The organism is Bacillus sp. NPDC094077, assembly GCF_050279465.1.
In the GTDB taxonomy this organism is placed as follows: Bacteria; Bacillota; Bacilli; order Bacillales; family Bacillaceae_G; genus Bacillus_A.
Genome location: NZ_JBNNUF010000001.1, coordinates 915,855 through 929,445, shown reverse-complemented (window position 1 = coordinate 929,445; position 13,591 = coordinate 915,855). Strand labels below are relative to the sequence as shown.

Annotated in this window: 11 protein-coding genes; 8 read left to right on the top strand and 3 right to left on the bottom strand. The window is 36.6% G+C overall.

The features are described from left to right. Positions 1-68 precede the first annotated feature (68 nt). The 4 genes from ACQKNR_RS04850 (at position 69) to pheA (ending at position 5,653) form a co-directional block, all read left to right on the top strand. Positions 69-845, top strand: a complete 777-nt coding sequence (locus tag ACQKNR_RS04850; protein WP_427315751.1) for an ABC transporter ATP-binding protein — start codon at positions 69-71, stop codon at positions 843-845. After that, entirely contained in the window at positions 820-2,742 is a 1,923-nt protein-coding gene (locus ACQKNR_RS04845; RefSeq protein WP_427315749.1) for an ABC transporter permease, read from the top strand. The genes ACQKNR_RS04850 and ACQKNR_RS04845 overlap by 26 nt, the downstream gene beginning before the upstream one ends. A 49-nt stretch (positions 2,743-2,791) precedes the next feature. Continuing rightward, positions 2,792-4,705: an FtsX-like permease family protein gene (locus ACQKNR_RS04840; protein ID WP_427315747.1), complete on the top strand. Its 1,914-nt coding sequence runs from the start codon at positions 2,792-2,794 to the stop codon at positions 4,703-4,705. 96 nt (positions 4,706-4,801) lie between these two features. Next, complete coding sequence (pheA, locus tag ACQKNR_RS04835; RefSeq protein WP_427315745.1) at positions 4,802-5,653, top strand: prephenate dehydratase; 852 nt, start codon at positions 4,802-4,804, stop codon at positions 5,651-5,653. 105 nt (positions 5,654-5,758) lie between these two features. Here the strand turns inward: pheA and ACQKNR_RS04830 are convergent, their stop codons facing one another. The 3 genes from ACQKNR_RS04830 to ACQKNR_RS04820 form a co-directional block, all read right to left on the bottom strand. Further along, entirely contained in the window at positions 5,759-6,406 is a 648-nt protein-coding gene (locus ACQKNR_RS04830) for an MOSC domain-containing protein (protein WP_427315743.1), read from the bottom strand. A gap of 79 nt (positions 6,407-6,485) precedes the next feature. Beyond that, positions 6,486-7,028, bottom strand: coding sequence for a transcription repressor NadR (locus tag ACQKNR_RS04825; RefSeq protein ID WP_427315741.1), 543 nt, complete (start codon positions 7,026-7,028; stop codon positions 6,486-6,488). Continuing rightward, positions 7,028-8,170 carry an IscS subfamily cysteine desulfurase gene (locus tag ACQKNR_RS04820; RefSeq protein WP_427315739.1) on the bottom strand — a complete coding sequence of 381 codons (1,143 nt, stop codon included), beginning with the start codon at positions 8,168-8,170 and terminating at the stop codon, positions 7,028-7,030. The genes ACQKNR_RS04825 and ACQKNR_RS04820 overlap by 1 nt, the downstream gene beginning before the upstream one ends. Before the next feature lie 147 nt (positions 8,171-8,317). On the opposite strand from ACQKNR_RS04820, the gene nadB reads away from it, so the two are divergent. The 4 genes from nadB to safA form a co-directional block, all read left to right on the top strand. Continuing rightward, entirely contained in the window at positions 8,318-9,847 is a 1,530-nt protein-coding gene (gene nadB, locus ACQKNR_RS04815) for an L-aspartate oxidase (RefSeq protein ID WP_427315737.1), read from the top strand. Between the two features lie 19 nt (positions 9,848-9,866). Next, entirely contained in the window at positions 9,867-10,700 is an 834-nt protein-coding gene (gene nadC / locus ACQKNR_RS04810; protein WP_427315735.1) for a carboxylating nicotinate-nucleotide diphosphorylase, read from the top strand. A 30-nt stretch (positions 10,701-10,730) separates the two neighbouring features. Next, entirely contained in the window at positions 10,731-11,837 is a 1,107-nt protein-coding gene (nadA, locus tag ACQKNR_RS04805) for a quinolinate synthase NadA (protein ID WP_427315733.1), read from the top strand. 226 nt (positions 11,838-12,063) lie between these two features. Beyond that, positions 12,064-13,591: SafA/ExsA family spore coat assembly protein (gene safA / locus ACQKNR_RS04800; RefSeq protein WP_427315731.1), on the top strand; the 1,528-nt coding region annotated here is incomplete at its 3' end.

The window sequence follows — 13,591 nt, the reverse complement described above, 5'->3', positions numbered from 1 at the left end:
ATCACTCGTTTCTTTTTCTTATTTTTCTTATAGTAAATGTAAGAAGAAAACACATAGGGGGATTAGAAATGAGTGTTCTTGAAGTAAAAGGGTTAACGAAGGTGTACCAATCGAAAGGTTCAGTAGCGACGACTGCTTTACATGATATAAATTTTAAAATTGAAGAAGGCGAATTTGTAGGAATTATGGGGCCTTCAGGAAGCGGAAAAACTACACTTTTAAATTTATTAGCGACAATTGATAAGCAAACTTCAGGTCATGTACTTGTAAATGGTGAAGAAATTAATCAAATGCGTGCTGCAAAATTAGCGGAGTTTCGCCGTACACATTTAGGATTCATTTTCCAAGATTTCAACTTACTTGATACGTTATCCATTAAAGAAAACATTATTTTACCGCTTGTAATGGCGAAGAAATCTGTAAATGAAATTGATACGAAAGTACTTGAAATTGCGAAGTTTTTAAACATCGAAGGTATTTTAAATAAGAAAGTATATGAAGTGTCTGGGGGACAACAACAGCGCGCAGCAGCAGCGAGAGCAATTATTCATGATCCAACATTAATTTTAGCAGATGAGCCAACAGGAAACTTAGACTCTAAGTCTGCGAAATCATTAATGGGTGCTCTGCAAGATTTACATGAGCAAAAGAAAGTGACAATTGCAATGGTAACGCACGATCCAGTAGCGGCTAGTTATTGCGAACGCATTCTCTTCATACGTGATGGAGAAATTTTCTCGGAAATACATAAAGGAAGAACGAAGCAAGCCTTTTTCCAAGAGATTTTGGACGTACTTGCGATGCTAGGAGGAGAATATCATGAACTTTCGCCAGCTCGCGCTTAATAACGTAAAAGGAAATTGGCGTAATTATAAAGCCTTTCTTATTAGTAGTTGTTTATCAATCGTAGTATTTTTCATGTATGCTTCCTTCATTTATCATCCAGATGTCGTAAGCGGTAATATTAGTATGAAAACGATGATTACAAAAGGGTTAGAATCAATGAATTATATCGTAGTTATCTTCTCAGCACTCTTTATTTTATATGCAAATTCAACGTTTTTACGAGCAAGAAAAAAAGAGTTTGGCTTATTAACGTTAATAGGCGGAACGAAGTCTCAACTGGGCAGAATGATTATATTAGAACAACTTATGTTAGGTAGTATTGCCATTGTAGCAGGTATTGGAATTGGCATGCTTTGCTCAAAACTATTTTTCCAAGCACTGAGTGTATTACTAAAAATTGATAAAACACTACCGCTCGTATGGAATAGTAAAGCAGTTCTTATTACAGCTGGTGTGTACTTTATTCTCTTTTTAATCCTATCATTGTTTAGTGTTTGGACAGTAGGGCGCTTGCAAATTATTGATTTATTAAGAGAAGCAAGAAAACAAAAAGTAGAGCCTTTTGCATTTACATGGTTATGTGTAGCCGGTATAGGATGTATTATTGCTGCATATGTTCTTTGTTTCCAAGTAACCATTATGAATTTTATTATATATTTCTTACCAATTGTAGGATTGACCATTGGCGGAACGTATTTACTATTTACACAAGGAAGTACAGTTGTATTAAAAGCATTGCAAAAACGAAAACAATCTTTTTATACATACCCAAATATGTTCGTACTTAGCAATCTTATTTATAAAATGAAAGATAATGCTCGTTTTCTATTTATCATTTCTATCATTACGGCGGTTGTTTCTTCAGCAGTAGGTACGCTTTATGTATATTTTGAAAATATGAGTGCGAAAACGATAGAGCTTACGCCACATGCTATTTCATATGAGGAAAAGGGATTAAATACGCATAGCCTTATTAATGAAGAAAAAGTACAAGAGATTGTAAAAAAACATGGGTTTGAAGATGCACGAAAAGTAACCTACGTAAAACTACCTGCAACGCAGAAAATAATGTTGTTTAACAGTGAACGTGAAGTACCTATGACGATTGTTTCAGAAAAAGAATATAATGCGGAAGTGCGTGAACAAAAGAAAGAGCAAATTACAGAGGTTCATAATGCACCAGGTAGTGCGACGATGGTTATGGTTGATGCAGCAAATGAACTTATGAAAATAGATCGTACGAAACCGTATGAATTTACAATTAACGGACAAAAGCAGTCTGTTCAATTAAATGAGCCAACGTCATATTCTGTTTTTAACGATAGCGAATATCTTATTGTGAATGATCAAGACTTTGAGAAATATGCAAAGCTTGTACCAGATGAAGAAAAGACGAAATATTATGGTTATTATATTGAAGATTGGAAAAGTACCGAAGATCTTGTGCTAGATTTGAAAAAGGAAATTGCACCAGAAAAGCAAGGAGAATTGAGAAACTCAGTGTTTGCTTATAAAAATATAAGAGAAGGTGGAGCAATCACAATGTTTATCGGTTTCTTCGTAGCAGTACTCTTCTTCTTCTTCGCTTGTAGTATGACATACTTTAAATGGTTTAATGATAAAGAACAAGATCGTATTCAATTTAAGTCATTGAAAAGAATCGGTATGACTGATAAGGAAATCCGTAAAATTGCAATTCGACAAATGGGCGTTATCTTCTTTATCCCGATTATAATCGGTGCAATTCATAGTGGATTTGCTCTTTATACGTTAGGGAATATGCTTTATATCGATTTATGGAAATCAGGTGCGATTGTAATTGGAGCATACATCTTAGCTTCTGCCATTTACTTTATGATTGCGCAAAGAGGATATTTAAAACACGTAAAAAGCTAGGGAAACCTCTAGCTTTTTGCCTATGTAGTAAGTTACAGGAGGACGATAGATGAACATTCGGCAACTAGCGCTGCAAAATATAAAAGGGAATTGGCGTAATTATAAAGTGTTTTTCTTAAGCAGTTGTTTTGCGATATTTGCTTCTTACGCATATATGTCTGTCATTGTGCATCCGTATATGCAAGAAACGATGTGGTATCAAAACGTACGCTGGGGGCTTATCATATGTAATGTTATAATTATTTCTTTTTTTGTTATATTTATTTTGTATTCTACTTCTATTTTCATAGAAGCGCGTAAGAAAGAATTAGGACTATATATGTTAATGGGAGCGACGAGGTCTAACGTAATAGGAGTAATTATGACCGAGCAAATGTTGATTGGGATATTTGCTAATATATTTGGTATTGGGCTTGGTATGATTTTTTTAAAACTCTTTTTTATGGTATTTAGTATGTTACTTCGCCTTCCGAAAGAACTCACTGTCATATTTGATGTGAGAGCGATTGGTGTAACGTTTGTTACATATATGGTCGTATTTATTGTCTTATCTTTTATAAGTGCTTTATGTATATGGAATATAAAAATCATTCGGTTATTAAAAGAATTTCGAACAGATAAAAGAGAAAGAAAAACATCGAATTGGCTTTGTTTATTCGGATTTGCTTGTTTAGGGACGGGATATGCGTTAGCGCTACAAGTGACGATGCCAACGATAGCCTTATACTTTTTTCCTGTTGTTATATTAATCTCTTTTGGAACGTATTTCTCATTTACACACGGCGTTACACAAGTATTAGCAATGATAAAACGAAATAAAAAGATTATGTATACATATCCGTATTTATTTATAGTGAATCAATTGTCACATCGAATGAAGGAAAATAGTCGCTTTTTCTTTCTGATGTCTATGGCAACGACGTTTGTAGTTACGGCGACAGGTACGGTGTTTTTATATTTTTCAGGTATGCAAGATATGTGGCGGGGCGGGGGAGTGCACTCATTTTCTTACATAGAAAAAGGTACTTCTTCTCATGAAGTCTTTGCGGAAGGTACGGTTGAAAAATTATTGCACCAATATGGGTATAATGATTTTCAATCTATGAGTTTTGTTGGAATGTATGCATCTTTTCAGTCCAATAAGGGGGAAACAGAAGTAACGCCGCTTATAAAGGAAAGTGAATACAATCAAGAGGCAAGAAAGCAAAAACAGAAAACGTATCATCCTAAAAAAGGAACAGTTACACTTGTTTATTATAATAAACGGAATCATCCGAATGTATATGATCAAAAAGAGATTCAATTACAAGTAATGAATCAAACGTATCCATTCGCATTTAACGGTCAGAAAGAAGGGGTACAATTTAACTACCACCCTTCGTACATTAATGGCCTGTTTTTCGTTATGAATGATGAAGATTTTGACAGTATAGCAAATACAATTCCGGATTCTGAAAAAATGATATATAGAGGCTACACATTGCCAAATATCGAAAATACGAAAGGATTAAATGCAGATTTACGGAAACATATGAAACAAGATACAAATGATGCGTTTCGAAGTAATATGGAGTTATATGTGAATATGAAAGAGTTCGGTGATATAACTCTATTTGTAGGCTCATTCATTAGTATATTATTCTTTCTTACTTCATGTAGTATCGTATATTTTAAATGGTTTCATAACATTGAATCGGATCGAAAGCAGTATGGTGCGCTTTCTAAACTTGGAATGACGAAGGAAGAAGTGTGGAAGATTTCTCGTTGGCAATTATGTATGCTATTTTTTGCGCCAATTATAGTAGGGAGTATGCATAGTGCAGTTGCGTTATATACGTTTCATAATACGCTCTTTATGGATGGATCATTAAGAAGAGTTGGCTTGTTTATTCTGTTTTACATTACTGCATGCATCATTTATTTCTTCTTCGCTCAAAGAGAGTATAGGAAACATTTAGACTAGCGAATGCTAGTCTTTTTTAAATATTCGAAATTTACATAGAAGAATATAAAAAAGTATGGTATAACAGTAAGAAAACGAAAAAGAGGGGAAAAGACGATGATTCGAGTAGGATATTTAGGACCAGAAGCAACATTTACAAATATGGCGGTGAGTCGTTTTTTTCCGGAAGCAGAGCATGTACCGTATCGAACGATTCCAGATTGTATAGATGCAGCCGCAAATGAAAATGTAGATTTCGCAGTTGTACCGTTAGAAAATGCGATTGAAGGTTCAGTAAACATAACGATCGACTACCTCGTACATGAGCAGCCGCTTTCTATTGTAGGAGAAATTACAGTACCAATTCAGCAGCATCTACTTGTACATCCGCAGTATGCAGAAGTGTGGGAAGAAGTATATGCGGTACATTCTCATCCGCATGCTATTGCACAATGTCATAAGTTTTTAAATGAAGAATTAAAAGGGGTAACCGTTCGAGATATGACATCAACAAGTGCTGCTGCGCAATATGTGAAAGAACATCCTGCAGAAAAAATCGCCGCCATTGCAAATGAAGCAGCCGCAGAAAAATACGGATTAACCATTGTAAGACGTGGTATTCATACGCATAAAAACAATCATACACGATTCCTAGTGCTCCATAAGAAAAAGAAAGCAATACTCCCAAATAACGGAGAAAACCGCGGAGAGAAAACGACGCTTATGATAACGTTACCTGCTGATTATGCAGGAGCACTATATCAAGTGTTATCAGCTTTCGCATGGAGAAAATTAAACTTATCAAAAATCGAATCGCGTCCAATGAAAACAGGTCTTGGAAATTACTTTTTCTTAATCGATGTCGATAAAGCATACGATGACGTATTATTGCCAGGCGTAACGATGGAACTTGAAGCACTCGGTTTTTCTGTTACTGTGCTGGGGAGTTATTCTTCTTATTGGTTGTAAGACGTGGATGGAATGTTGGTATTTGTCTAATCGTCAATATCATTTCATTGACTAGTATACTTTTTAATAGATTAATAAAATCCCACCTGCAAAAGGTGGGATTCTTTATTTTAACTTCACAAGACGATCCTCTAACTGACCACGCAAAACATCAGCTAGTTCTGGAACAGCAAGAATCTTCTCAATGCCATCTCTATCTTTTCGATTATGGAAATAGATTTCGTTAGAGAAAAGAACAGAAACATTGCTCGGTTGACGTTCTAGTAATGTGATTTTAGAATCTTTACGTACAATACCTTCTTGAAGAACGCGGCATAGGTAGCCAGTATATCCGGTTGCTACAATACGCGGCAAAATGCCAGGGATGCCAAGACGTTTTGAAATAGTGCTACAAGGTACGCGAGCTTGTGTCACTTGGATGATTGCTTCACCTAGTTGATATGTATCTCCGATGCAAACATCACGCTCTAACATATTTGTTACGGTAATGTTTTCGCCAAATGTGGAAGCTGGAAGCGTAGTTTGAAATTCCTCTTCCCATAGTGCATAATGCTCGTGTGGGTACACACAAACTGCGCGATCAGGTCCCCCGTGGTGTTTTAAATCTGCTACATCATCGCCGAGGAAGCCATCTTTTGAGAGGAAAGCTTCTTCGGTAAGTTCTTTACATATACCAGTAATCATTTCTTTATCTTCGCTATATTTCATTTGTTTCGGTTTGCCAATGCTAAAGTGAACGAGTTCAATTCCCATAGTTGATCTCCTTTACAATTGATTTCAATATTATATCACTAAAAAAGCACAGAGAATGATAAAAACTCTGTGCTTTACATTAATAAACGAGAAATCCAGCTCGATCTAGTGCCTCACAAGCGGCATCTAACTTTTCTTTTGAATCTGCTTCAATTGTATGTAAGTGAATACCATCTGTTAGTTGTGAAAGGTAAGAGGCATTTGTGTTTTCGATTTTTTGTAAATATTGCTCTACATCAAAGCGATTACTTACCATAATGGATGCCGTTAAGTCACCGTATACTGGATGCTCAACTTTTACGTCTTTAATCGTAACACCGTGATCAACAAGCATTGTAAGTTCTTGACGTACTTCTGCTGGTTTATGTTGGCATACGATTACGCGTTCAAAAGTTTGTTGCTTCGCTTGTGGTTTTAAATATAAATACCCTTGAGCAGTCGCAATAATTGGTTCATTTCTTGCTTTAAGCAAGGAAATATCTTGCACGATAACTTGTCTACTTACATTTGTCTTTTTAGATAGTTCACTTCCTGATAACGGTTCATTTGCAGCAAGAAGCCACTGAAGGATAAGCTGTCGTCTTTCTTCACCTAAAATCTTTTTTTGTTCATTTTGTTTCATTATGATTTAACACCTCTATAAAATTGATTTCCAATTGTGTGTAGTGCATGAATAGTAGTATCAATTTGATCTTTCGTTGTTTGTCGTCCAAAAGAGAAGCGGACATATTGTTTTGCCTCTTCATACGTTTTTCCAATTGCAAGCATTGTTTTCGAAGGTTCTTGTTTACCAACTTGGCAAGCACTTCCAGTGGAAATGGCAATACCACGGCGGTTACATTCTAGCATTGTATACTGACCTTCTATTCCTTTTATTGTAACCCCAATAATATGTGGTAAACAAGAAGTAGAATGACCTTCTACTTTAATTTCTAGCGGAAGTGTTTGAAATTGCTCTAAAAAGTAGGATCGTAACTCTTTAAAATGCAAACTCTCTTCCTGTTGATTTTTTATTATCTGTTCTGCGGCTGTTAAAAAAGAAGCGATGCCAGGAACGTTCACTGTACCTGGGCGAAACCCTTTTTCGTGAGAAGTTCCCGGAAATACTTGTTCCCAGCGAGATTGCGGGTTTATATAGCACACACCGACACCTTTTGGTCCGTATATTTTATGTGCTGAAACAGAAAGACTATCAATCCCCATCTCAAAAACATCGATAGGAAGTTTACCAAATGTTTGAACACAATCCGTATGAAATAAAACATTATATTTTTTTAATAGTGTTCCGATTCCTGTAATGTTTTGAACGGTTCCGATTTCAGAGTTTCCGTGCTGTATACTTGCTAGAACAGTATCTTCTGTAATAGCTGCCTCTAAATCTATTAAATGAATGAGTCCGCTTTTATCAACAGGAATTTCAGTGATTGTATAGCCTTGCGATTTTAAAGATTGAAAATAACTTCGAATGGATGCATGTTCCATAGGTGTTGTAATAACATGTTTCCCACTTCTAGCATTTAGAAGTGATTGAATCGCAAGATAGTTAGATTCTGAACCGCCACTTGTAAAAAACACTCCTTGTTCTTTTCCACCAATCATTTCTGCAAATGTTTTTCTGCAAACTTGTAATAAAGAAGAGGCCGTTCCTCCAATATCATGTAAACTTTGTTCATTTCCAAAGTAGTGTGTTGCTGCTTTCATATATGTTTGTAGCGCTTCTTCACTCATAGGTGTAGTAGCTGCATAGTCAAGATATATCATCATGTAAGTTCCTCTCTCTAGTAAGAGTTATCTTTCTTGTATTTTTTAAATGGTAGCTAAGAATTATAAAAAAACTCTTGTCATTATTTTAAAACTATGTAAATATAGGTGTCAAGACAGTTGAAAAGTGTAAAGTGGGAGGCAACAATTATGCCAAGTGCAGATGTCTTAATTATTGGAAGTGGCGTTGCGGCACTTCGTGTTGCGAAAGAGATTTGTCACGAAAAGAATGTGATTATTATCACAAAGGGAACAGAACGCAATAATAATACACATTTAGCCCAAGGTGGAATTGCAGCAGCGGTTGCTACATATGACAATCCGAATGATCATTTTGAAGATACGTTAGTGGCAGGCTGTCGTTATAACAATGAAGAAGCGGTCCGTTATTTAGTTGAGGAGGGGCCAAAAGAAATAAATAACCTCATTGCAAATGGAATGAAATTTGATGGAGATGAAACAGGTCCTCATCTTGGAAAAGAAGGGGCACATCGAAAACGTCGTATTTTACATGCAGGTGGCGATGCAACAGGAAAGAATTTATTAGAGCATTTCATTCAAGAAGTAGCTCCATACGTTACGGTATTGGAAAAGGAAATGGTGCTCGATTTTATTATAGAAAACGATAAATGTGTTGGAGTTTTAACGCGAAATAGTGAAGGAGAGATGAAGCGTTACGATGCAAATTATACGGTGTTAGCTTCAGGTGGGATTGGCGGTTTATACGCATTTACTTCTAATGACGAGGCAATTACAGGTGATGGACTTGCGATGGTGTACCGCGCAGGTGGAGAGCTCGTAGATTTAGAGTTCATACAATTTCATCCGACGATGTTATACGCGGGCGGGCGATGCTGTGGCCTTGTTTCTGAAGCAGTCCGTGGTGAAGGAGCTGTCCTTATAAATGGAAAAGGACGGCGTTTTATGATGGATATACATCCTGGTCATGACCTCGCTCCGCGTGATGTAGTGGCAAGAGCAATTCATGAACAGCTTTTTGCGGGTGGAAAAGTGTATTTAAATATCGAATCTATCCAAAATTTCGAAGGACGTTTTCCGACCGTAACATCATTATGTAAAAAGAATGGTGTCGATATAAATGAAAAACTTATTCCCGTCGTACCCGGTGCTCATTTTCATATGGGCGGCGTGAAAACGAACTGTGATGGAGAGACGTCCATTCCAAATTTATACGCAGTCGGTGAAGTAGCTTGTAATGGTGTTCACGGCGCAAATAGGTTAGCAAGTAATTCATTATTAGAAGGTCTTGTATTTGGAAAAAGAATCGGACAACACATTCTATCTAGGGCGACAAAAGAAAGAGTGAACACTTTAGCCGAGGAGGAAGAAAAGTTTATCGTTCTGAATCATTTACCGGCGAAAGAAGAGATACAAGAATGTATGATGAACTATGTTGGGATTGTGCGAACAGAGCAAAGTTTATCTTATGCGAAGAGACGGCTTAGTAAGTACGGTGTTCGAAATATGATATTACAACATGATGCTCTTACAAATGAAGAGATAACGCTCATTAATATGTTAACAGTCTGTGAGCTTATAGTCGTATCAGCTTTGCAAAGAGAAGAAAGCATTGGTGGTCATTATCGAAGTGATTATCCCGAAAGAAGTAGCGTAAAAAAAGAGATCGTTCGAGTAAAAAGAAAACTACAACTTGTGTGATGAGGGGAAGATGGGCTTTATGAACACGATAAAAGTGAAAGAAGCATTAAATCGATTTTTTCTAGAAGATATAGGAGAAAGAGATGTAACATCTCAGCTTATTTTTCCAGACAATTTACTTTCGCAAGGAACGTTTCTTGCGAAGGATACAGGGGTCTTTGCGGGACGTTTAGTAATTAAAGAAGGATTTAAGTTAATTGATGAGAGAATTGAAGTTGAGCTTCATAAAAAAGATGGGGATCTTGTAGAAAAAGGCGAAATAATCGCAACTGTGCAAGGGCCAATCGGATCGTTATTAACAGCAGAGCGCGTTATATTAAACGTTATTCAGCGTATGAGCGGGATAGCGACGATGACGCATAAAGCTGTTCTTGCGTTAGATAGCAGTCATACACGCATTTGCGATACGCGAAAAACGATGCCAGGGCTACGTATGTTTGATAAGTATGCAGTCGTGTGCGGAGGTGGATTTAACCACCGCTTCGGTTTATATGACGGTGTCATGATTAAAGACAATCATATTGCTTTTGCTGGTTCTATTACAAAAGCTGTTACATCGGTGAAAGAAAAATTAGGACATATGGTGAAAGTAGAAGTAGAAACAGAAACTGAGGAGCAAGTGAGAGAGGCAGTAGCTGCTGGTGCAGATATTATTATGTTCGATAACCGTACGCCAGATGAAATTCGAGAGTTTTCAAAGATTGTGCCAAGCGCCATCGTTACGGAAGCTTCAGGGGGCATTACAATTGAAGATTTATCGAAATACGGAAAAACAGGGGTAGATTATATTTCACTTGGAGCGTTAACGCATTCAGTGAAAGCACTTGATATTAGTTTCAATATTGAAGCGTAAGGAAAGTGGCTTAGAGGGGGAGAAAGGTATATGAGTATTTTAGAAAAAGTACAGCCAATTGAAACGATGTTACCAGAGCGTTATTACACGATGTCAACGGAAGATATGGAAAATCGTGTTCGTGAAATTAAAGAAAAAATGGGGAAAACACTATTTATTCCAGGGCATCATTATCAAAAAGATGAAGTCGTACAATTTTCTGATGCAGCAGGGGACTCACTTCAGCTTGCGCAAGTTGCAGCGAGTAACAAAGAAGCAAAATATATTGTGTTTTGTGGTGTGCACTTTATGGCAGAAACAGCAGATATGTTAACGACAGATGATCAAATCGTTATTTTACCAGATATGCGCGCAGGTTGTTCAATGGCGGATATGGCAGATATTGAACAAACAGAAAGAGCGTGGAAAGAGCTCACGAAATTATTTGGAGATACAATGATTCCGTTAACGTATGTAAACTCTACAGCTGCAATTAAAGCGTTTTGCGGTCGTAATGGCGGAGCAACAGTAACTTCCTCTAATGCAAAACAAATGGTATCTTGGGCGTTTACACAAAAAGAGCGGCTCGTCTTTTTACCAGACCAACATTTAGGAAGAAATACAGCGTACGAGTTAGGTATTCCGTTAGATAAAATGGCAGTATGGGACCCGCATACAGATTCATTAGAGTACGATGGAGCTATAGAAGAAATTCAAGTGATTTTATGGAAAGGGCATTGTTCTGTTCATCAAAACTTTACAGTGAAAAACATTGAGAACGTAAGAAAAAATCATCCGGATATGAATATTATTGTACATCCAGAATGTTGCTATGAAGTTGTAGCTGCTTCGGATTATGCAGGATCAACGAAATATATTATTGACATGATTGAATCGGCCCCATCTGGAAGTAAATGGGCAATTGGTACGGAAATGAATTTAGTGAACCGAATTATTCAGCAACATCCAGATAAAGAAATTGTTTCACTTAATCCATTTATGTGTCCATGCTTAACGATGAACCGAATTGATCTGCCGCACTTATTATGGGCGCTTGAAACGGTAGAAAGAGGAGAAGAAATTAACGTGATTAGCGTAGATAAACAAGTAACGGAAGAAGCAGTTCTTGCATTAAATCGTATGTTAGAGCGTGTTTGAGGCAACGGTATTCCCGTTGCTTTTTTTCATACATATAATCATAACGAGAACGAAATGGGCATACATTGTTTTGAAGAAATCATTGTAATTTTTTTATGCTTATTCCACTGTGAATGATATTGAAAATAGAAGAAGTGATAAAAGTGAAAAAAGGTTAACGTTCTTTAGAAAGTGTTACTTCATGAAGTTTGTTACTTATAGATAAGTTATACAGGAGGGGGAAAATTTGAAAATTCATATCGTGCAAAAAGGGGATACCCTTTGGAAAATTGCGAAAAAGTACGGAGTGGATTTTGATACGTTGAAAAAAACAAACACACAACTTAGTAATCCAGATTTAATCATGCCAGGTATGAAAATTAAAGTACCATCAAGCAGCGTCCACGTGAAACAACATGTTGGAGCAGGTTCAGCACCTCCAAAACAATACGTAAAAGAGGTGCAGCAAAAAGAATTTGCAGCAACACCAAAGCCACTTGGAATAGAAGATGAGGAAGAAGTTACGTATCAATCAGCACCAATTACGCAGCAGCCAGCTATGCAACAAACACAGAAAGAAGTGCAAGTAAAACCACAAAAAGAAGTACAGGTGAAACCGCAGAAGGAAATGCAAGTAAAACCACAAGAAGAAGTACAGGTGGAACCGCAGAAGGAAATGCAAGTAAAACCACAAAAAGAAGTACAGGTGGAACCGCAGAAGGAAATGCAAGTGAAGCCACAAAAAGAAGTACAGGTGAAACCGCAAAAAGAGGTGCAAAAAGAACAGCCAATCCAAAAAGAAAAACCAGTTGAAAAACCGTCTGTCATTCAAAAACCACCTGTTATAGAAAAACAAAAACCGGCGGAAAAAGAAAACACGAAGTTTTCGGTTAATGTATTACCACAACCGCCACAACCACCAATAAAACCGAAAAAAGAATATAAAATTTCAGATGTAATTAAAAAAGGAAGCGAATTAATTGCTCCTCAAATTAATAAAATGAAACCTAACAATATCATTTCTCCGCAAACAAAAAAAGATAATATAGTATCACCACAAGTAAAGAAAGAAAATATAGGAAATATAGTATCACCACAAGTAAAGAAAGAAAATATAGGAAATATAGTATCACCGCAAGTAAAGAAAGAAAATGTAGGGAATATAGTAGCGCCGCAAGTGAAGAAAGAAAATATAGGAAATATAGTGTCACCGCAAGTGAAGAAAGAAAATGTAGGGAATATAGTATCACCGCAAGTGAAGAAAGAAAATGTAGGAAATATAGTATCACCGCAAGTGAAGAAAGAAAATGTAGGGAATATAGTAGCGCCGCAAGTGAAGAAAGAAAATATAGGAAACATAGTATCACCGCAAGTAAAGAAAGAAAATGTAGGAAACATAGTATCACCGCAAGTAAAGAAAGAAAATGTAGGGAACATAATATCACCAAATGTATCGAAAGAAAATGTAGTTATCCCACAAGTAATACCGCCAAATATTCAAGTGCCCAACATAATGCCAATCATGGATAACAATCAACCACCAAATATGATGCCGATAATGGATAATAGCCCAATACCAAACATAATGCCAATCATGGATAATAACCCAATACCAAACATAATGCCAATCATGGATAACAATCAAATGCCAAATATGATGCCGATAATGGATAACAATCAAATGCCAAATATGATGCCGATAATGGATAACAATCAAATGCCAAATATGATGCCGATAATGGATAACAATCAAATGCCAAATATGATGCCGATAA